This is a genomic window from Pseudomonas sp. GW821-FHT01E10 (assembly GCF_059422365.1).
Map to the genome: position 1 here is coordinate 47,674 of NZ_JBWKWT010000019.1, position 19,003 is coordinate 66,676.

Sequence of the window (19,003 nt, forward strand, 5' to 3'; positions counted from 1 at the left end):
CAGGGGCGTCGCCAAGCGGTAAGGCAGCAGGTTTTGATCCTGCCATGCGTTGGTTCGAATCCAGCCGCCCCTGCCATTTTCATATACTCATCCAGGTTACCCTCAGCCTTCAGGTACTGCGCGTGTCCAAGATGATGGTCTTTACGGGGAACGCTAACCCCGATCTGGCTCGGCGTGTCGTACGTCAGCTGCATATCCCTCTCGGTGACATCTCTGTCGGTAAGTTTTCCGACGGCGAAATTACAGCCGAGATCAATGAAAACGTCCGCGGTAAGGATGTCTTCATTATTCAGCCGACTTGCGCTCCGACCAACGATAACCTGATGGAACTGGTAGTGATGGCTGATGCCTTCCGCCGCTCCTCGGCTACTCGTATCACTGCTGTTATTCCTTACTTTGGTTATGCCCGTCAGGATCGCCGTCCGCGTTCCGCACGTGTGGCTATCAGCGCGAAAGTCGTTGCTGACATGCTTACCGTAGTCGGCATCGACCGTGTTCTCACGGTTGATCTGCATGCTGACCAAATCCAGGGTTTCTTCGATATTCCGGTAGATAACATCTACGGCTCCCCGGTACTGGTGGATGACATTGAAGATCAGCGCTTCGAAAACCTGATGATCGTGTCCCCGGACATTGGCGGCGTCGTGCGTGCACGGGCTGTTGCCAAATCCCTGGGCGTGGATCTCGGGATCATCGACAAACGCCGTGAGAAAGCCAATCACTCTGAAGTGATGCATATCATCGGTGATGTCGAAGGGCGTACCTGTATTCTGGTCGATGACATGGTCGATACCGCCGGCACTCTGTGTCACGCGGCCAAGGCCTTGAAAGAGCATGGCGCTGCCAAGGTTTTCGCCTACTGCACGCACCCTGTGCTGTCGGGTCGGGCGATCGAAAACATTGAAAATTCCGTGCTGGACGAGCTGGTGGTGACGAACACCATCCCGCTGTCCGCTGCAGCACAAGCCTGTGCGCGTATCCGCCAACTGGATATCGCACCGGTAGTTGCCGAGGCGGTCCGCCGCATCAGCAATGAAGAATCGATCAGCGCGATGTTCCGTTAAGGGCCCTGCCCTTTTCATTACATCCTGTTGACGAAAAGCGCCCCGCCCCGGCATTCATGTCGGGGCGGGGCTTTTTTGCCCATATCGCCTTTAGCGCTGGTCGCAAACGCTGGGGCGAATGTGGTTATTTTGGAGATACAACATGAACGATTTTACTCTGAATGCTGAAGTGCGTTCCGACCTGGGGAAAGGTGCGAGCCGCCGCCTGCGTCGTCTCGCAAGCCTGGTTCCAGCTGTAGTTTACGGTGGCGAAAAAGCCCCTGAATCCATCAGCATGCTGGCTAAAGAAGTTGCCAAACTGCTCGAAAACGAAGCGGCTTACAGCCACATCATCGAGCTGAACGTTGGCGGCACCAAGCAAAACGTAATCATCAAGGCTCTGCAGCGTCACCCGGCCAAAGGCCACGTGATGCACGCTGACTTCGTACGCGTAGTTGCTGGCCAAAAGCTGACCGCTATCGTTCCAGTGCACTTCATCAACGAAGCTGCTCCGGTGAAGAAAGGCGGCGAGATTTCGCACGTTGTTGCTGAAATCGAAGTGTCCTGCCTGCCGAAAGACCTGCCTGAATTCATCGAAGTTGACCTGGCTAACGCCGAAGTCGGCTCGATCATTCACCTGTCCGACATCAGCGCTCCTAAAGGCGTTGAATTTGTTGCTCTGGCTCACGGTAACGACCTGGCTGTTGCCAACGTTCACGCTCCACGTGTTGCTCCAGAAGCTGCAGAAGGCGCTGCAGAGTAATTTCACTCTGTACGCCGGAGTGACCGGAAACATCGCGGACTAGAGCGTAGCGAGAAAGCGGGCGAGAACGCGGAGTTTACATAATGGTAAATGAGCACTTGTCGTCCACTTTCGCCGCACTCCCTGATGGCGGCGATGTTATCCACCACTTCAAGGAAGGGCCCCTATCGTGACTGCCATCAAACTGATCGTTGGCCTGGGAAATCCAGGCGCTGAATACGAACAGACCCGGCATAACGCAGGGGCCCTTTTTGTTGAGCGCATCGCGCAGGCACAGGGTGTCAACCTTGTGGCCGATCGCAAATATTTCGGCCTGACCGGGCGCTATTCGCACCAGGGTCAGGATGTTCGTCTACTGATTCCCACCACCTACATGAACCGCAGCGGCCAGGCCGTAGCGGCACTTGCCGGCTTCTTTCGCATAAAGCCGGAAGAAATTCTGGTGGCGCATGACGAACTCGACCTGCCTCCGGGCGTTGCCAAGCTCAAACAGGGCGGCGGCCATGGCGGTCATAACGGGTTGCGCGACATCATTGCGCAACTGGGCAATCAGAATACCTTTCACCGCCTGCGGCTTGGCATTGGCCACCCGGGCGTTGCCAGTATGGTTTCAAACTTCGTCCTGGGTCGTGCGCCACGCGCCGAACAGGAAAAACTCGATGCCAGCATCGACTTTGCCCTCGGCGTGCTGCCGGATATCCTCGCCGGGGAATGGAACCGCGCGATGAAAAACCTGCACAGCCAGAAGGCCTGACTCTTACCCGAGGGGAAACACCATGGGATTCAATTGCGGCATCGTCGGCCTGCCTAACGTCGGCAAGTCCACCCTGTTCAACGCCCTGACCAAGTCCGGGATCGCGGCCGAGAACTTCCCCTTCTGCACCATCGAGCCCAACAGCGGTATCGTGCCGATGCCGGATCCGCGCCTGGAAGCCTTGGCGGCCATCGTCAAGCCCAAGCGCATCCTGCCGACCACCATGGAATTCGTCGACATCGCAGGCCTGGTGGCCGGCGCCTCGAAAGGTGAAGGCCTGGGCAACAAGTTCCTCGCCAACATCCGCGAGACCGATGCCATTGCCCACGTGGTCCGCTGCTTCGAAGACGAGAACGTGATTCACGTCTCCAACAGCGTCGACCCGAAACGCGACATCGAAATCATCGACCTGGAACTGATCTTCGCCGACCTCGACAGCTGCGAGAAGCAACTGCAGAAAGTCGCTCGTAACGCCAAGGGCGGTGACAAGGACGCAGTGGTCCAGAAAGGCCTGCTGGAGCAGCTGATCGCCCACTTCACCCTGGGCAAGCCTGCGCGCAGCCTGATGAAAAACATGAGCACCGATGAGAAGCAGGTGATTCGCGGTTTCCACCTGCTGACCACCAAGCCAGTCATGTACATCGCCAACGTCGCTGAAGACGGTTTCGAGAACAACCCGCTGCTGGACGTGGTCAAGGCCATCGCCGAAGAAGAAGGCGCCGTGGTGGTTCCTGTCTGCAACAAAATCGAAGCCGAAATCGCCGAACTGGAAGACGGCGAAGAGAAAGACATGTTCCTCGAAGCCCTGGGCCTCGAAGAGCCTGGCCTGAACCGCGTAATCCGCGCCGGCTACGAAATGCTGCACCTGCAGACCTACTTCACCGCCGGTGTCGAAGAAGTCCGCGCCTGGACCGTCCGCGTCGGCGCTACCGCACCGCAAGCCGCCGGCGTGATCCACACCGACTTCGAAAAAGGCTTCATCCGCGCCGAAGTCATCGCCTACGACGACTTCATCCAGTACAAGGGCGAAGCCGGCACCAAAGAAGCCGGTAAATGGCGTCTGGAAGGCAAGGACTACATCGTTAAAGACGGCGACGTGATGCACTTCCGTTTCAACGTGTAGCGTTGTTGGCATCGAAGAAGCCGCGTTGATTCGCGGCTTTTTTTTGGGCGTTATATCGACCTGCTATGCGCGACTAGAACAGATAGCCCATGTAGATTGCGGCGCCTCCACCGGCCTGCACACCAGCGTTCATGCCGGCCATGACCACCGCCCCCTTGGCCGACTGCAGCAACTGCCGGTTGACCGTGGAGGAGGCAATGGGAACAAATGTCCCTGGCGCCGCCTGACACCATGCTGAACTATTACGGAGTCCCGTTTCTTCCATGCAGGAGGTAGCCAGGTCGACGACTCAACCGTTCGTAATAGGCACTTACAGCAGGAAAGTCTGGATGATCGAGCGGTGTTTCAAACCACCGGTTAACCGACAGGCCTATCGGTATGTCTGCGAGAGAAAACCCGTCTTCGCTGACGTAGGCTCCTGTTGATTCGAGTTGTCGATTCAGGATCTCCATGTGCCTTGACCACAGGCTGCAAGCGGCTGCCAAGGCTCTGCTGTCCTGATGGTCAGGCGAATGCCTGACCAACGACATGAAGGCATACGTCCACGATCTGTTGAGGTCCGACGCTTGCCAGTCTATCCATTGGTCCACCCGCGCTCTTGCTCTCGGTTGGACCGGGTAAAAATGACCTCCGTTATAGCGAGACGCCAAATACCGAATGATCGAGTTTGACTCCCAGAGCACGAAGTCGTCGTCCAGGATCACCGGCACCGTTGCGTTGGGGTTCAGCGAAATGAATTTGGGCGTGCGCGTCGACTTGAAACCAGCCCCCCAATCCTCTCGCTCAAAGGGGATTTCGATCTCGGCGCATGCCCAAAGAACCTTTCGTACATTGATCGACGATGCCTTACCCAATATGCGCAACATTTCATGTCCTTATCGTTCAGAGTGGTTGGTCAGGGGCTTTCGATAACCCACTCGGATCTTTTTCTAGTGCGCCTGGCGCGATGCACAGGGGCCGCTCTCAAATCCGGGTGACGCAGGTTTACCGCGCCGCGCCAACCGCAAACAGCCCGGTTCAGCGCCGCCCTTCTACGGCCATGCGCACGGCCAGCTCGCGAGGACCGTCCCCGTCCCCATCAGCCAGCGTTGCACGATCTGCCACACGGGCCTGCTGGCGAGAAATGTCACGATGGCGCCAGCCATGACGGCAATCAGCGCGTTGACGCTCACGCTAATGACGATCTGCGTAAAACCAAGCACGATGGATTGCGCCAGCATGCTGCCGTGGTCGGCGTGTTGGACTTGACCGCTTGCCAGGCAAGGTAGAGCAGATAGCGCGCGCAGCCGAGTCGTAGCGCGTCATACGCATAGGGAACCGCCAAGACCAAGGCTGCGATAGTAGGGTGGTCAAAGGGGGAACGTTAGATACAGATTGACTGACAAAACGTCATACAGCGGTCGCAGCACTGGGTATCCGCTCCCTGGGAATACGTTCGACTTCAACGTGAGCAATGGCTTGCCCCAATAGCGCATCCAAACACTCTGACGCAGTCAGCCGCGTGCATTATGGATGAGGGCTTTCGGTCAGGAACCGCCTGTTGTGACAGGCCAAACAACACCCTGTCGCGGCAGCGGGGGGCTTGGGCCTTGTCGCGCTACAGTTCTGCTGCGAAGGTCTTGGCTTTCTTCGGCGTGACACCGTACCGTTGCTTGTAGACCTTGATGAAGTGGGAGGTATTTTCATATCCCACCTCCGCAGCCGCGTCGGTGACGGAATAATTTTTAGCCGTCAACAGCTGATGCGCGATGTCGACTTTTTTTTCGATGATCCAGCGGTTCGGGGTGGTGTTGTAGCTGCGCCTGAAGTCGCGGATAAAGGTCGACACGCTGCGTCCCGTCAGCAGGGCATAATCTTCAATCTTCAGCTTGTGCGAATAGTACTGCTCCATGAAGTCGGTGATGAGGCGGCGTTTGCGGCTGCCGCCGCAGGACAGCTCGCGCAGGAAACGGAAGGACTTGTCCTGGATGGCGATCAGGTGCAGTAGTTCGAGCAGTTTCAATTCCAGCAGCGCGTCGGAGCCCTCCGCGCCCTTGTAGACATAATTCAGCGAATCGATATAGCGCTGAATCTGTTCATTGGCGTGCAGGGTATAAGTGCCGTGCACGTTTTTCTGCAGGACGTCCGTATGCGAATTACCTGTGCCGGCCGCACGCGACAGGTATTTGGCGATCAGCTTGTCGTCGAAAAACAGCAGCACCGCCTCGAAGATATCGCTGCCAGTGACGTAGTCCGATACCGTGTAAATGCCTTTGGAGAGGAAAATCAAATGATTCTCGTCGACGACATTGGCCATGGCGTCATAGTCGCGAATAATCTGCTTGCCCTGCTTGATGTAGACGATCAACGGCGTGGCGATATAGATCGCCTTGTTTTCCAGGTTCGTTTCAAGCGTTTTATGGAGGATGGACGAGCTACCGTCAGCGAGGATTGGCTTTACGTTGCGCATCGAATAAAGCGCCGCCGGTACTACTTCGAGTGTCATTGCTATGGCTTCTCAACAAATTGGCCGCCCCATTTGGACAGGACGGTATCCAGCAGCGCGACATGCTGCTACCCAAGCGTGTAGGACGTTCGGGACGGAAGAGGATATCCAGGAAAATAGCAGAAAATACATAACAGCAAATAGCGCGTGTATGCCCGAGATGGCGCCGGAGGCGCAGCCGGACTCGCCGCACGCGCCCTGCCGCTGACGTTACGGCATCAAACTTCGCTGAAGTAGCCGCTGACCGGCGCACTGCTCAGATGCTCGACGATGACGCTCCACTGACCGCTCGAGATCATCTGGTCGACGTGGGTGCCGTGCATTTCACGCGAATCCCAGGCTTCCACTAGCGTGAACGCGAGTGGATCCTCCAAGTGGTTGAGGATCTTGACCGTTTGGCAACCGTCCACCTTCGGCAGATTGATCTTCACGTCGTTCATGATGTCCTTGAACGATTGCAGCTTTTCTTCTTTTACATTAAAGCTGATGACGAGATTGACGGACATATTACTTCTCCAGTTGGATTTGACTACAAAATACATCGTCGATTACAGGAACCGTAGATTGACGAGGCGGCCAAACAAAATGCACAGGATACGAAAAGAATGTTCAGGCTTTCATTTGCTGTTCCGTTCCCGTATCTAACATGGCCAAGCCGACCAGCGAAACCACTAAGTTCTTAATCCATTGCTTGACCTGGACTGCATCAATAGAATCTTTTCCTTTCACATGACGCGCAGCGCTAGCCCAAAACCCTCTTTCGTTAGAGATCATTATGTAAATTCCTTTTTGGTGCAGATTCGATATGGCGCAAAGAATTCGCTATGGAAGCAACTACTATATATATAGTTAAAAAATGAAAATGATTAAAAATGATTAAAAATGCACGATTCCAGTCACTCTTGCGTTTTTCTTGCGCGACGGCCGATGGCATGCGCCGCCTGCGGGAACGGGTCCGTGATTCACTCTCTGGATGACTTATCTACAGGAAGCGGGGCAAACCGCGCATCAAGACCTGAAAAAAGAGTAGCCAACATTAAAGTGTATACGGGGGTGACTATATTTCTGATTCCAGCGCAAACATCCCTTCAGCCACGGCCCCTGCAGCCTCGACTTCCGGTTTAACGTGTAAAGAGGAACCGTGGTTTTCCACGGACCTCGATAGACACAAAATCCCCGTAATCACTCGCTGATACGGGGATTTTGCATATTGGGACACCCCCCCTCCTCCATCCGTAGCCTGTCCGGTAACGCGGGAACGCTGCCCAGTTATGCAAGAATAGTTTTATTGGCAATCACTACAGGGATGAAGAGCATGCCATTTCCTTTCGAGTGTCTCCTGGTTTTGCTTGATGGCATTGCCATCAGGTCCCAGATCATCGCCGGACTTGAACACCTGGAAAAACATACCTCAGGCTTGCCGCTTCAGGTCGCCAGCGTTTTCGTGCAGTGGGCACACAGGAATTTCAACAAGTGAGCCTGGTTACAACCAAAGACGCCTCTTTCGCCTATCAGGCGGTGTACCGCTATCTGATCGAGCTGATCGAAACCGCCAATTCGGAACGTGAACAGAAATTGCCGTCCTTGCGGCAACTGGCCCGGCGCCTGAATGTGTCGGTGTCGACGACCAAGTACGCCTATTCGCTTCTCGAAGACGAGGGACGGATCTATGCCAAACCCAAGTTCGGTTATTTCACCAAGGCGATGCCGGCCCCCTTATTGAACGAGGGCTCGCCCAATCTGCTGGACAGCGTATTCTCCAACGCGCGCCAGCCGGGGATGCTGGCCCTTAGCAGCGACGCGCCGGCGATGTTGTTGTCGCTGGAAAACCCGTTGTTGATGATGGAGCGCGAACTGGCCCGGCAATACCCGCGCTCCCATGCGCCACTCTATCAGCCGTTCGGCGAGCCCGAGTTACGCGGCGCCCTGGCCGACCGCTACACCCGTTCCACTCACAGCTACTGGCAGGCCGAGCACGTGTTTATCGGCTCGGACCTGCGCAGTGTGCTGGAGTTGTCCCTCAGTGCCTTGAATCTGGGGGGCACTGTGGCGCTGGTGGAGTCGCCTTGCTCATGGGCGATCCTGCGTCAGCTGCAGGCAGCAAAGATTCGCGTGATCGAAGTCCCGCTCGGCGAGGATGGACGCTTCGATCTGTCCACGCTCAGTGAGTTGCTCAGGCGTGAGCCCATTCGGCTGGCGGTGCTGTCGTCGACCGTGAATATTCCCCAAGGCAAGCTGATGCCGGCGCAGGATAAACAGCAAATCTGTCGCTGGCTGGCGGAGCGGGATGTCTGGCTGTTCGAAAACGACAGCTATGGCGAGTTCTATTTCTCTCCCAAACCCGCGCGCTATCGCGATTTTGCCGATCCGGAAAAGCTGCTGGTGTTCTCAACCTTCGACAAGATCATCGGCTCGGAAGCGCCCTATGGTTATGTACTGTGTCGCCGACACGGGCCTCAGTTGCATCGGCTATTTCTGGAACGGGCATTTCGTCTGTCGCCGATCCGTCAGAAAGCGATCGCCAAACTCTTCAGCTCCAAACGCATCGACCAGCATCTAATGGTGCTGCGGGCCATGCTGCTGGACCGGATGAAACGGATGGAGGCCTTGCTGGAGGCGCACGGCGATGGCCAGTTACGGGTTGTCGCCCCGCAAGGCGGAGCGACCTTCTGGCTCGAGGCCAGACACTCGGTGGACATGCGGCGGGTGTTCGAGCGCTTGCTGGCCCAGCGCATCGTTATCGCCCCCGGGGAAATATTCAGCCAGCAGGGGGCCTGGCGGCATCACGTGCGCCTGAGCTACACCCTCGACTGGAGCAAGGATATTCCCCTGGCCCTGAAGAAACTGGCCCAGGCTATCAGCGAAGAACCATAGCTATGCCTAGAGCCCATAGCAATGCCGCGATTCAGGGAAGCGGCCATCGCGCACCTCTTCGGCAAAACGCTCACAAGCGCCGCGAATCACCGCGCCGACATCAGCGTACTGCTTGACGAAGCGCGGCACCTGTTCACCGCCCAGACCCAGCACGTCCTCGGTCACCAGCACCTGGCCGTCACAGGCCGGTGAGGCGCCAATGCCGATGGTGGGCATTTTCGAATCCAGGGTAATTTGCCGGGCCACGCCTTCGGCCACCCCCTCGAGCAGCAGACTGAAGGCGCCGGCTTCGAGGTTGGCCCGAGCGTCCTCGGCAATCATCGCACCGGCTTCGGCGGTCAGGCCCTGGGCCTTGAACCCTCCCATGACATTGACGAACTGCGGCATCAGCCCGACGTGGGCCATGACCGGAATACCGCGTGCCACCAGAAACTCGACGGTACCCGCCAGGGCCTTGTTGGCTTCCAGCTTGACGGCATCGCAACCGGTGCGCGCCAGGACCTGCGCGCAATTGCGAAAGGCCTGTTCGTTAGATTCCTGATAGCTGCCGAAAGGCATGTCGGCGATGACGCAAGACAGGCGCGTGCTGTCGACCACGGCCCGGGTGTGTCCGATGATTTCTTCGAGCTGCATACTCAGCGTCGAGGCCCGACCATAGCCGACCATAGCAGTAGAGTCACCGACCAGAATGAAATCGACGATTGGGTCTATCAACCTGGCAATAGAGCTGGAGTACGCCGTAAGGGATACGATTTTCTGTTGGCCCTTCATCGCGACCAGTTGCGGAACCGTCAATCGTTTAGTACGGGTATGAGCGCTCATAAGTGTCTTCCTGTGATGATTGAAAACCCCGGGGATGGGGCGTCTGTCACTACAACCAGTCTTTCTCCCATTCACGCCAGGTTTCATGGTCCTGGCGGATTCTGTCGGCGCTCGGGTGCACAAGGAATACGGCACCCGGCGAGCTGTTGAGGTCGATGGTCGGCGTTTTTGGGCGACCTTCGGTAAAACGAAAGCGCGCGTTGTAAAAGCTCGGCAGAGCCTCCAGGCGCTTGCGTACATCGAGTTGGGCGAAGACGCCGCTATGGCGGGCGATCAGGTTTAGTCCGCGGGCGTGCTGCTGCAAGCGATAGCGCTTGGGAAACGATGCCAGTCGGGCCGGCTCCAGATAGCTGGTGCAGGTCAGCGCGACCTGGTCGTTGCCAGTCGCCGCTTGCAGCGCCGGTGGGTTGGCCAGCCCGGAAAGACGGGCACCGGTTTCCAGCAGGCGCGGGCCGCGAGTCGTGAGGATCACTTCGGTATGGGCCGGACCGTGGGTGATGGCCAAGGCATCGAGCACGCCTTCGACGTAATCGATCAGCCCATCAAGCTCCGGCGCATCGGCGGGCAACAGGTCTTCACGGTCATAGATCTTGCGACCGTCGGCGCTCAACGTCTTGGTGCATTTCCAGACATCAGTGATCCAGTGCTCGCCCTGATGACTGACACTGTTGATAACGTACTCGTCGCCCTCCAGGTATTCCTGCAACAACAGCGCCCGGTTGCTGCGCATCATCAGGTTAGTAGCGCCGAGAATGCAGTCGATGGCCGCATGCAGTTGAGCGGCATCGTGACAGATGAACACATTATCGGAGCCCGCACTGTCCAGTGGCTTGACCACCACCGTCGATTCGCCACGAGCCTGGAACCAGGCCAGAGCCTCTGCGCTGGAGGCGGTACGCAGTTGCGCAGCCACCGGCAATCCGGCAGCAGCGACCTGTTCGGCCATCAGTGATTTGTCACGACGGGCGGCAGAGTATTCGGGATCATTACCGGGCAGGCCGAGACGGGCGGCCAGCAAATCCGCCAATTCGACACCAAATTCGCTGCCGGTCAACACCGCCGCTGGCGCCTGGGCCGCGAGCTTTTCCAGCAACGGTTCAAGGCCTTCCTCATGTACGCCGTAGTGCACGCGGAACAGTGTCTGCGGGCAACTCGCGGCAAAGGCCGGTGGCATGTCGTTGCGTGAACGCACATGCAGCAGTGGGCGATGCTCCGCCAAAGCCTGGGCCAGCAGAGCGCCGGTGGAATAGGCGTCGACCAGAATCAGCGGCGCCAAAGTGGAGTCAGTGCAAGGGTTGGTCATAACGGTTCACCGTGTAATGCAACATCTGGAACAATTCGGACGAGGTAATACCCGGTCCGGTCGAAGAAAGACCGCAGCTCTGGGGCAACGGCAGGCCACCGACATTGCCCCAACGCAAGGCACCGTGGTCGTCAATGCGGGTCGTGGCGCGGCCAGGGTTGTCGGGGTGCAGGCAGTAGGGAATGTCGAGCCGCCCACGGGCGAAAGCCTGGAGTAACGCGACGCCAATATCGGTGTGCAGGTCCAGCGTGCTTTCCACCAGTTGCCGTGCCTCGAACAACACTTCCTGGCGATAGCCTTCACTGACCGGGTCGATCTCCAATGCGTCGCCCGCGGCGGCTTCGGCCGCCATTGCCAGGGCTTCGAGGTTGTCCTCGACCGATGGAATCTGCCGGGATTCGGCAACGGTCTTGACGATCAATCGCTCGCAGCCGGCAGCCTGGGTCAGGCGCGCACTGTCATAGATCAGGCGGCGAGCACCATGACCGGTGGAGGGAAAGACCCCCATGTAGGAATACACCACGACATGCCAATGGACGCCGTCCAGATAGTCGGCAGCCAGTTCGCGCAGGGCCTGCAAAGCTCCGAAATCCTGGGCCATGGACGTGCCTTGGGCGTAGCTTAACGAGACGCTGCGAATGCCCTGCTGGCGAAAGAACAAAGCCTCGAGCAAGGTCATCGCGATCAGCATTGACGGCGGGCACAGCTGACCCAGCAAACAACCGCCGAAGCTCTCGATATGACCATGGGCAGTGGCATCGGCCAGCAACTGACAACTTTGCGCCCAAGCCTCGACTGCCCGCGCCAGTGGCAAACGGCTGTAAGGCATGCAGTAGGACACCGGGCCGCCTTCGGTGGCGTCGAGTCCGAGGGCCGCCAACCGCTTGAAAACATGCTGCGGTTGGGCGGTGCCATGGCGGACCTGGATCGGGAACGACGGGCCGTAGAGCCCATCGAGCATGCCACGCACCGCTTCCAGCGGATGGCTGATGATCGGGAAACCGTTCAGTGGGCTGTCGCTGTTCAGGCACTGCAGCGCGCTCTGGTAATCACCGACCCGGGTGTAGCTGTCCAGGGTGATGGTTCCGATGGTGGCGCAGGGCAACCCGGCCACCGCGGCCAACCCGGCGCGCATCGGCGCCAGTCCGCCGAAGCCCATGCGTGGTTGCACCACCAGTTCGCGCCGTTCCCGGGCCTGCTCGATGAAGCGCTGGAAATGACCTCCTGTCATGTCCATCACTTAGCGCCCCGACACCAGTTCAACCACGTTTTCACCCGTGGCCGGGTCGAAACGGGTTATCCGGCCCTTATGCGGATCACCGGCGCGAACCCGGGCAATCAGGCTGCTGTCGCTATCGAAATCGATCTGTTGATGGGCGTACAGACTACGTAGCGCCGGCAACGGCAAGCCGCTGACCTGGTTCAGCCACAGGCTCAGAGCGCTGTCCTGGCGACTACCGGCCAGGACACCGTGAAGGTCCTCCAGATCTGCCAGGCGCTCAGGGTGACAGGTCGTGATGAAGCTCGACAGCTCGCGGCCACGCTCGACGAAGGGCGCGAACTGCAGACAAGTCAGTTGTATCTCGTCGAGCCCGAACGCCTCGTTGGCGAAACGGTTCGCCAGCGCCCGACGAGCGTCCTTGCCTTCGGCCCCGGCGTAGGCCGACAGTGCCAGGTCGATCAGGCGCTGGGGCATTTCCTTTTTGCGCATCAAGCCCTGGGCCAGCTCCAGGTATTCGCTGATACCGTCATGGTAGTGACGACCCTGTACGTACTGCGCCTTGAGCCCGCGAAAGTGCGCCATCAGCATGGGGTTCGCGCAGTCTGATTCGGTGAAACTGAACGCCAGTTCTTCGAAGCGGAAACCGAGAAACTCGGTAATCAACTCCCAGTGGTCTTCCACCCGGTAGCTCACCAGGTCGTAGATGCTGATGAAGTCCGGGTCGGCGCTTTCGCTGCCGCTGGCCACCCTACGTTCAGCCCGCTGTTCGTCGAAGCCCTCACCGAACAGTTCGACGAAATACACCTGGGCCACCCCATCAAGGGCCTGGAGCAGGCCGCGAAATCCCTGGCGCCGACACTCGTCGACGTTCAGCCCCAAACGTTGGGCCAGGCGCATGATCCAAGTGAAGTAATGCTTCTGTTCCTTGCGCGAATCACCCGTGACCACCGCGTCGACACCGCCTTGCCACCAGGCCGCACGCCCGTAGAAGTCGGCGACCGCCAGGTTGCAACTGTTACAGAACGTCGGGCGGCCGTCGCCAGCGGTACGATGGCCGTTCATCAGCACATCGAAGCGGTTCATCGCGCGCACCTGCTCGGGGAATGGCAAGTGACGTTCGAACGGGCGAATCTGCTGGTGATCGACCACCAGCATCTCGACCCGAGGATCGTCATACAGGTGCAGGGCCCGATAGACCCGGTCGATGTTCGCCATGACCGCATCCGGGACCCCGGCGTGACGCATATTGGCAATGCGCAAGAAGAAGGTGCGGCCATGCAGTACGTTCAGGTGCAGTTGCACGGCGCGGATCAGCGATACGGTGTAGGAACTGTCCTTGCCGCCGCCATAGGCCACCATCAGCTTGTAGTCCGCGAGCCCGTCAACACCGCCAGCGGCATCGACCAACCGTTCCCCCAGGGTGGCGACGGCACGTCGGTCCACCGCACTGAGGTAGCGATTCAACTCGCCGAGCAAGGGGGCGTCGGCCATTTCAGAGGTAATGGCAATGTTCATATCGGTTCGGCCTGGAAGTGAAAGTTCTTGATCGCGTGGTGGATGTCGCTCTCGATATCCATTTCGCTCGCGTCGGTGAAAATGAAGCGACCGCTGTGCAGGGCGTCGTAGCTGCCGCCGGCTTCAAGGATCTGTCCGGGCCGGGGCAGCAGTTCTCGCCAGAGCGAGTTCAGGTGCGGGCGCAGCGTTTGCGCCTCGATTACCCGGCATGGCAGTTGTGCCGGTTTGGGGACGACCAGCCAGCCACCGCTGGGATCCGCCTGGATCGTCGGCAAGGGCACGCGCTCACCGGCCAGGCCTTTGAGCCAATGCTCATAGAGGTTCACACCGAAGACTTTGTTGATCAGATGTGGCACTTCGGCGCCGCCCACCCGGGCTCCCACTTCAAGGAACACTAGCGAGCCATCCGCCTCGACGAATATCTCCAGGTGAAAGGCGCTGTTGCGCAGGTCCAATGCCCGCAGGCAGGACTCGCTGAAGACTTCGATCCGGGTGCGCAACTCCGAAGACTGGAGGATCACTGAACCCAGCGGTTTGGCGTTGGCGAAATCCAGGCAGCTGTTGATATAGCGCGACACCACCTGGAAAGGCACCCCGGCGCTGTCATCGGTGAAACCGTCGATGTGATAAGTCTGGCCCTGGATGAAGGCCTCGACTTCATAGCGCCCCAGGTCCACTTCGCTGAGTATCACGCGCAGGGCCTGGGCGTCCTCGACCTTGGCGACGCCGATGCTGGCGGCGCCATCCACCGGTTTGACGATCACTGGATAGCCGACAACATCGGCGAACTCCAGCGCCTGTTTCACGTCATTGCAGCGAATGAACGGTGGCACCGCCAGGCCGTGTTCCTGGAGGACTTCTTTCATTCGTGCCTTGTCGCGGTAAACCGCCACCTGCTCCAGGCCGTGACCAGGAATGTTCAGGGTCTGTCGTACCCACGCCGCGATCTCCAGAGTGAACTCCGACAGCGCGATTAATTGGTCCACGGGACCGACGCGATCGATGATTTCCTGAACGCCTGCCAACAACTGAGGGTACTGATTGACGTCATCGACCTGTACCAGATGGGCGATGTGCTCCCGGGGGGCCAGTACGCCCTCGGCGCCAAGGCCGTCGACCACATAGCTGATCCGATGTCGCTGATGATCGAAGAACTCTTCGTAGCGGGTCAGTTCATTGTCCCAGCGACTTGGGTCCTGGAAACGCGGCCAGCGATTGACGATAACGATATGCATCGATTCGATCCTGTGAAAAAAAGAGGGCTGGACTCAGGTCCAGCACGGTGCCGTGCCGGTACCCAGGACGAGCGCAGGTTTCGAGCGCTCAAGGGTGTTCAGGTAGTTTTCGAAGTTCTCGATGGCGTCGGGGCCGATGAACACCTCGTTGAAACCGGCGGCCAGCAGCTCCTGGCGAACCGCCCGCGTGTGGTCTTCCGAGGTGGTCAACTTGCCACCGATGACACAATGCAGATCCGGGTGCTGTTGACGCACCTGACGAATCAGCTCCAGCCCCTGGAAATGTCCATGGCCGTTGACGCTGCTGACCACCAACAATTGCGTGCGCCGCAGCTCAAGGGTGGCGAGAACCACCTCCACCGGAGTGCAACTGCCGAGGTTCTTGACGTTGAAACCGTGCTCCGCCAACCACAGCTGCAGATAAACCAGATTCCACATGTGCGAATCCGATTCGACGGTTGCAATCAGGCAGTCTTGCGATCCTTTCATTGCGTTGCCTCCATGGCTGAGGGGGGAAAGTCCAGGGCGGTGCGAAAGCGCCGGGTGGTCAGGTTGAACAGCAAGGCGCCGGGGATGGCGAGCAGCAGCGCGAGGGCCAGGATCAATGTCTGGACTCCGTACTCATGGCCGATACTGGCGGTCAGCAGGCCGCCCAATGGGTAGGACAGCAGGTTGACCAGGTAGAACGGGCCCATCACCTTGCCCAAGTGGTCGGCGGCAATCGCCTTGATACGCTGAGTCCGATTGAACACGTTGAACAAGGCACAGCCGGCCATCGCCAGGAGAAAACTGATGGCATAGAGCGCTACACCGCTGGCCGCGCCCATACAGATCAGCCCCAGGCAGAGCAAGGCAAAACCCCATGTACCGAGGCGGTAGATCGACATCCGCGCCAACAGCCGCGGCACCAGAATGAAATTGAGCAAGCCCAGTGCACCGGCCCCGGCGTTCATCAGGCCGAACACCCCGTCGGCGGCACCGAACACGCCACTGATGACAAAGGCATTGGCACTCAGAACGCAGGCAAAGGCCAGGTTGATGGTGAAATTGAGCAGCGCCAGGGATAAGACCGGCGGATTGTTCAATAACAGACTCCAGCCCAGGACCAGGTCCTTGCGGATGCTCTTCGGCGGGCTGGCCGACTGGGTATTGGGCAGGCCTTTCCAACACACACCCGCCGCGGCGAATGCCAGCGCCGCCAGCCCCAGAAGCAGGCGCTTGTCGGCGTACATCGCCAGCAGTGCCGCCAGCGCCGGGCCCAGCGCCATGGCCAGCAGCTCCATGTTCTGCACCAGGGACTGGCAGTGGGCCAGGCGTTCGGGGCCAGCGATCAGCGGTACGCTCTTTTCCACCGCCATACGCACCGGCGCCATCAGCAGCGAGAGCACGATGCCGTTGCCGATCAAGGCCCAGACCGTAAGCATTGGCGCATACCAGCAGACCCCGGCAGTCAACCCCAGGCTCACCGCTCGCGCGGTATTGGCGTGGCGAAACAGCAGACGCCCGCCGAAGCGGTCCGCCAGCAGTCCGGCAAACGGATAGGCCAGCAGTGCCGGTAGCCACTCCAGAGCGAACGCCACTCCGGAGTAACGGACATTGCCGGTGAGCTGGAAGATCATCAACGGTACTGCGAACAGCACCGTTTGTTCCGCCAACAGCGCGAACAGCAGGCCGGCACCGAAACGCCGCAACCGGGCTGTGTCATGCATGCTGGCTTTCCAGTTCGGCCTCGAGCTTGCGCAGGCGTGGCAACACATGGCGACAGAAACCGCGCATTTCGTCACGAGTCGGCCAGCCGGAAAAGATGAACTCGCTGACCCCTACTTTCTTGTATTCCAGCAGATATTCGGCCACTTCCTGATAGCTGCCGACCACGCACAGCGCCGGGCCGCCACGGTAGGCCACGGCACCGGACCAGAGCATTGGCGACAGCCAGTCATGTTCAGCCTTGTCGGCCAGACGGAACGAAGTCTTGACGGCTTCGGAGTCGCAACGCCCGACGAACTGACGAACCCATTCGCGATGCTGCTCATCCGGGTTTTCCATCATGCTTTCAACGGCCGACAGGGCTTGCGCACGGGTTTCCCGAGCCAGCACATGCATGCGAATCCCCACCGAACAACCCGCCTCGAGCACTGCCCGGCTGGCCTCGGCGATACCCTGCGGCGTGTCGCCGTAGCGTAACCAGCAATCGCTGTGTTTCACGGCGATCTGCTGGGCGATTTCCGAAGCGCCACTCAAATAGATGTGTGGACGTTCGTTGTCCTTGAAAGGCAGTCCCAATTGCGCTTGCTCGATACGGTAATGAGCGCCGTGATGGGTCAGGGGCGTTTCGCCTTTCCAGAAACGATGCAAAATCTCGAGGAATTCGCTGGTGCGTTCATAACGTCCATCGTGGGCCACGAAGTCGCCATAAAAGGCTTGTTCATCGGGGGAAATACCGGCGACCAGGTTCAATGCAATACGCTTGTCGGACATCCACGACACGGTATTGACGATCTGCGTGAACAACGTCGGCGGCAGCAGGCCGGGGCGATACGCCAGGATGAATTTGACTCGGCTGGTCTCTCGGACCAGGGCGCCGATCATTGGCAGCGGGTCAGGCATGTGGTAGCTGATACCCATCAGCAACGAGTCGATCCCCAACTCATCGGCTTCCTGAGCGAAGTCGACAATACCGGCAAAGTCCAGGGCACCAGTGTTGTATTTCTCGGAAGCCTTTTGTTGACCGCTGTCGAGCGGTGAGCACCAGTGGATACGCAACGCGGGCATGGTTTTTCTCCAGAGCAGCGCCTGCCGCCGCCTGAAAGCGGGGCAGCGCAAAAGTGACGGTGGGTCAGAACAGGAAGCTGGTACCGACGGTGCGGTCGAACAGCGCAACATCGCGGATGCGACGTTTGCCGCAGATAAACTTCAGCAGTCGCTCGATCCCCAGCCCGCCGCCGGCGCTCGGATGAAGCAGGCCGCGCTTGGCGACTTGGAGGTAATTGGCGAAGGGCGCAAGGTCCATCGACAACTCTTCCATGCGGTAGATGATCTGTTCGTACTCGAACTCTCGTTCGGCACCCGACAGGGCTTCGCCATAGCTGTCGGGATAGATCAGGTCGTAGTTGTTGTACTGGCCGCGCTTGCCGGGTGTTTCGCGATCATAGAATTCCCGGCGGTAGTTGGTGACGAAGAACGGCGTGTGGGCCTTGGCCGACATGATCTTCTCGAAGTCGTCGCCATACTCGGCGCGCAACTCGTCCGAGCTGTATATCGGAAAGTGCGTCTCGTAGTGCGGCAGCTGGCGATTGAGGTGGGCCAGCTGGGCCGAGCAGTGTTGCCTGACCTCGGCGAAGGTGTGCTTGATCAAGCCTTCGATCAGCGCCATGACCTGGTGCATGTTGCCGCCACGTATTTCGAAGTCGAACTGGGAGAATTCCAGCAAGTGGTTCTCAGAATCCTTGATCTCGGCTTTTTCCAGACGAATGTTCGGCGCCACGATAAATATCTTGTCATGACCTCTGGCGGTCAATGCCAGCTGTTTATGGAAGATCATGCTGGCGGTCAGTTTCAGGCGCCGCGTTTCGTACTGGAGTTCAGCGGGGTAGACCGCATGGTTCAAGGGGTCAGTGATGGGCGACATGAGAATGGGCATCAGCTGCTTGAAGTCGCGCTCCAGCAAATATTGTTGCAATGCCTGCAACACGCGACCGCGGATAATCGCGATCGCTTCAACGTCCGGGTGATTAAAATCGTCGAAATTACGCTGAATTTCTTCCATGTTGCGCTCAATATCCAGGGTTAGGAAGTGCCCGATTATTGGTTAAACACGCAAAAACTCAATGTACAGATTTGCCCTAAAAAGCAACCCAGATGCAT

General features: G+C 58.6%; 18 protein-coding genes, 1 tRNA gene and 1 pseudogene. 6 read left to right on the forward strand and 14 right to left on the reverse strand.

The window, feature by feature from the left end; genetic code table 11:
- Window position 1 precedes the first annotated feature (1 nt).
- From AC07V0_RS24715 to ychF, 5 genes are all read left to right on the forward strand, one after another.
- Window positions 2-76 (forward strand) — tRNA-Gln (locus AC07V0_RS24715).
- A 46-nt stretch (window positions 77-122) separates the two neighbouring features.
- Entirely contained in the window at window positions 123-1,064 is a 942-nt protein-coding gene (locus AC07V0_RS24720; RefSeq protein ID WP_003171603.1) for a ribose-phosphate pyrophosphokinase, read from the forward strand.
- A 142-nt stretch (window positions 1,065-1,206) separates the two neighbouring features.
- Entirely contained in the window at window positions 1,207-1,806 is a 600-nt protein-coding gene (locus tag AC07V0_RS24725; protein ID WP_018929567.1) for a 50S ribosomal protein L25/general stress protein Ctc, read from the forward strand.
- Between the two features lie 169 nt (window positions 1,807-1,975).
- Entirely contained in the window at window positions 1,976-2,560 is a 585-nt protein-coding gene (pth, locus tag AC07V0_RS24730) for an aminoacyl-tRNA hydrolase (RefSeq protein ID WP_008074178.1), read from the forward strand.
- A 22-nt stretch (window positions 2,561-2,582) separates the two neighbouring features.
- Window positions 2,583-3,683, forward strand: a complete 1,101-nt coding sequence (gene ychF / locus AC07V0_RS24735) for a redox-regulated ATPase YchF (RefSeq protein WP_018929566.1) — start codon at window positions 2,583-2,585, stop codon at window positions 3,681-3,683.
- Between the two features lie 242 nt (window positions 3,684-3,925).
- Here the strand turns inward: ychF and AC07V0_RS24740 are convergent, their stop codons facing one another.
- From AC07V0_RS24740 to AC07V0_RS24760, 5 genes and pseudogenes are all read right to left on the reverse strand, one after another.
- Complete coding sequence (locus AC07V0_RS24740) at window positions 3,926-4,549, reverse strand: glutathione S-transferase family protein (protein ID WP_495019989.1); 624 nt, start codon at window positions 4,547-4,549, stop codon at window positions 3,926-3,928.
- A 151-nt stretch (window positions 4,550-4,700) separates the two neighbouring features.
- Window positions 4,701-5,022, reverse strand: a pseudogene (locus AC07V0_RS24745) (LysE family translocator); the annotation flags it as partial.
- Between the two features lie 258 nt (window positions 5,023-5,280).
- A complete protein-coding gene (locus AC07V0_RS24750; protein WP_086946017.1) occupies window positions 5,281-6,168 on the reverse strand; it encodes a helix-turn-helix domain-containing protein in 888 nt (295 codons plus the stop codon).
- A gap of 218 nt (window positions 6,169-6,386) precedes the next feature.
- Window positions 6,387-6,674 carry a putative quinol monooxygenase gene (locus AC07V0_RS24755; RefSeq protein WP_018929562.1) on the reverse strand — a complete coding sequence of 96 codons (288 nt, stop codon included), beginning with the start codon at window positions 6,672-6,674 and terminating at the stop codon, window positions 6,387-6,389.
- 103 nt (window positions 6,675-6,777) lie between these two features.
- On the reverse strand, window positions 6,778-6,942 hold the full coding sequence (locus AC07V0_RS24760) for a hypothetical protein (RefSeq protein WP_495019990.1): 165 nt from the start codon (window positions 6,940-6,942) through the stop codon (window positions 6,778-6,780).
- A 699-nt stretch (window positions 6,943-7,641) separates the two neighbouring features.
- Here AC07V0_RS24760 and AC07V0_RS24765 point away from each other — a divergent pair.
- Entirely contained in the window at window positions 7,642-9,042 is a 1,401-nt protein-coding gene (locus AC07V0_RS24765) for an aminotransferase-like domain-containing protein (RefSeq protein WP_495019991.1), read from the forward strand.
- Between the two features lie 6 nt (window positions 9,043-9,048).
- Here the strand turns inward: AC07V0_RS24765 and panB are convergent, their stop codons facing one another.
- From panB to AC07V0_RS24810, 9 genes are all read right to left on the reverse strand, one after another.
- Window positions 9,049-9,864 carry a 3-methyl-2-oxobutanoate hydroxymethyltransferase gene (panB, locus tag AC07V0_RS24770; RefSeq protein ID WP_018929558.1) on the reverse strand — a complete coding sequence of 272 codons (816 nt, stop codon included), beginning with the start codon at window positions 9,862-9,864 and terminating at the stop codon, window positions 9,049-9,051.
- Between the two features lie 49 nt (window positions 9,865-9,913).
- Window positions 9,914-11,167, reverse strand: a complete 1,254-nt coding sequence (locus tag AC07V0_RS24775; RefSeq protein ID WP_018929557.1) for an ATP-grasp domain-containing protein — start codon at window positions 11,165-11,167, stop codon at window positions 9,914-9,916.
- Window positions 11,148-12,404, reverse strand: a complete 1,257-nt coding sequence (locus AC07V0_RS24780; protein ID WP_495019992.1) for a methylaspartate mutase — start codon at window positions 12,402-12,404, stop codon at window positions 11,148-11,150. Before AC07V0_RS24780 ends, AC07V0_RS24775 begins: the two co-directional genes overlap by 20 nt.
- Window positions 12,405-12,407: 3 nt before the next feature.
- On the reverse strand, window positions 12,408-13,904 hold the full coding sequence (locus tag AC07V0_RS24785) for a hypothetical protein (RefSeq protein WP_495019993.1): 1,497 nt from the start codon (window positions 13,902-13,904) through the stop codon (window positions 12,408-12,410).
- Window positions 13,901-15,139 (reverse strand): ATP-grasp domain-containing protein, encoded by a 1,239-nt coding sequence (locus AC07V0_RS24790; RefSeq protein WP_138866789.1) that lies wholly within the window; start codon window positions 15,137-15,139, stop codon window positions 13,901-13,903. The genes AC07V0_RS24785 and AC07V0_RS24790 overlap by 4 nt, the downstream gene beginning before the upstream one ends.
- A 33-nt stretch (window positions 15,140-15,172) precedes the next feature.
- Entirely contained in the window at window positions 15,173-15,628 is a 456-nt protein-coding gene (locus AC07V0_RS24795) for a cobalamin B12-binding domain-containing protein (RefSeq protein ID WP_018929553.1), read from the reverse strand.
- Window positions 15,625-16,848 carry an MFS transporter gene (locus tag AC07V0_RS24800; protein ID WP_064616173.1) on the reverse strand — a complete coding sequence of 408 codons (1,224 nt, stop codon included), beginning with the start codon at window positions 16,846-16,848 and terminating at the stop codon, window positions 15,625-15,627. Before AC07V0_RS24800 ends, AC07V0_RS24795 begins: the two co-directional genes overlap by 4 nt.
- Complete coding sequence (locus tag AC07V0_RS24805) at window positions 16,841-17,911, reverse strand: LLM class flavin-dependent oxidoreductase (protein ID WP_018929551.1); 1,071 nt, start codon at window positions 17,909-17,911, stop codon at window positions 16,841-16,843. Before AC07V0_RS24805 ends, AC07V0_RS24800 begins: the two co-directional genes overlap by 8 nt.
- 64 nt (window positions 17,912-17,975) lie before the next feature.
- On the reverse strand, window positions 17,976-18,905 hold the full coding sequence (locus AC07V0_RS24810; protein ID WP_018929550.1) for an asparagine synthetase A: 930 nt from the start codon (window positions 18,903-18,905) through the stop codon (window positions 17,976-17,978).
- Between the last annotated feature and the right edge of the window lie 98 nt (window positions 18,906-19,003).

Excerpts from the sequence above, each read along its gene's own strand:
- AC07V0_RS24795 (WP_018929553.1), bottom strand. The coding sequence starts at position 15,628 with ATGAAAGGATCGCAAGACTGCCTGATTGCAACCGTCGAATCGGATTCG.
- AC07V0_RS24725 (WP_018929567.1), top strand. The coding sequence starts at position 1,207 with ATGAACGATTTTACTCTGAATGCTGAAGTGCGTTCCGACCTGGGGAAA.
- AC07V0_RS24790 (WP_138866789.1), bottom strand. The coding sequence starts at position 15,139 with ATGCATATCGTTATCGTCAATCGCTGGCCGCGTTTCCAGGACCCAAGT.
- AC07V0_RS24775 (WP_018929557.1), bottom strand. The coding sequence starts at position 11,167 with ATGACCAACCCTTGCACTGACTCCACTTTGGCGCCGCTGATTCTGGTC.
- AC07V0_RS24800 (WP_064616173.1), bottom strand. The coding sequence starts at position 16,848 with ATGCATGACACAGCCCGGTTGCGGCGTTTCGGTGCCGGCCTGCTGTTC.
- ychF (WP_018929566.1), top strand. The coding sequence starts at position 2,583 with ATGGGATTCAATTGCGGCATCGTCGGCCTGCCTAACGTCGGCAAGTCC.
- AC07V0_RS24780 (WP_495019992.1), bottom strand. The coding sequence starts at position 12,404 with ATGGACATGACAGGAGGTCATTTCCAGCGCTTCATCGAGCAGGCCCGG.
- AC07V0_RS24755 (WP_018929562.1), bottom strand. The coding sequence starts at position 6,674 with ATGTCCGTCAATCTCGTCATCAGCTTTAATGTAAAAGAAGAAAAGCTG.
- AC07V0_RS24805 (WP_018929551.1), bottom strand. The coding sequence starts at position 17,911 with ATGCCCGCGTTGCGTATCCACTGGTGCTCACCGCTCGACAGCGGTCAA.
- AC07V0_RS24760 (WP_495019990.1), bottom strand. The coding sequence starts at position 6,942 with ATGATCTCTAACGAAAGAGGGTTTTGGGCTAGCGCTGCGCGTCATGTG.
- AC07V0_RS24785 (WP_495019993.1), bottom strand. The coding sequence starts at position 13,904 with ATGAACATTGCCATTACCTCTGAAATGGCCGACGCCCCCTTGCTCGGC.
- AC07V0_RS24740 (WP_495019989.1), bottom strand. The coding sequence starts at position 4,549 with ATGTTGCGCATATTGGGTAAGGCATCGTCGATCAATGTACGAAAGGTT.
- AC07V0_RS24810 (WP_018929550.1), bottom strand. The coding sequence starts at position 18,905 with ATGGAAGAAATTCAGCGTAATTTCGACGATTTTAATCACCCGGACGTT.
- AC07V0_RS24750 (WP_086946017.1), bottom strand. The coding sequence starts at position 6,168 with ATGACACTCGAAGTAGTACCGGCGGCGCTTTATTCGATGCGCAACGTA.
- panB (WP_018929558.1), bottom strand. The coding sequence starts at position 9,864 with ATGAGCGCTCATACCCGTACTAAACGATTGACGGTTCCGCAACTGGTC.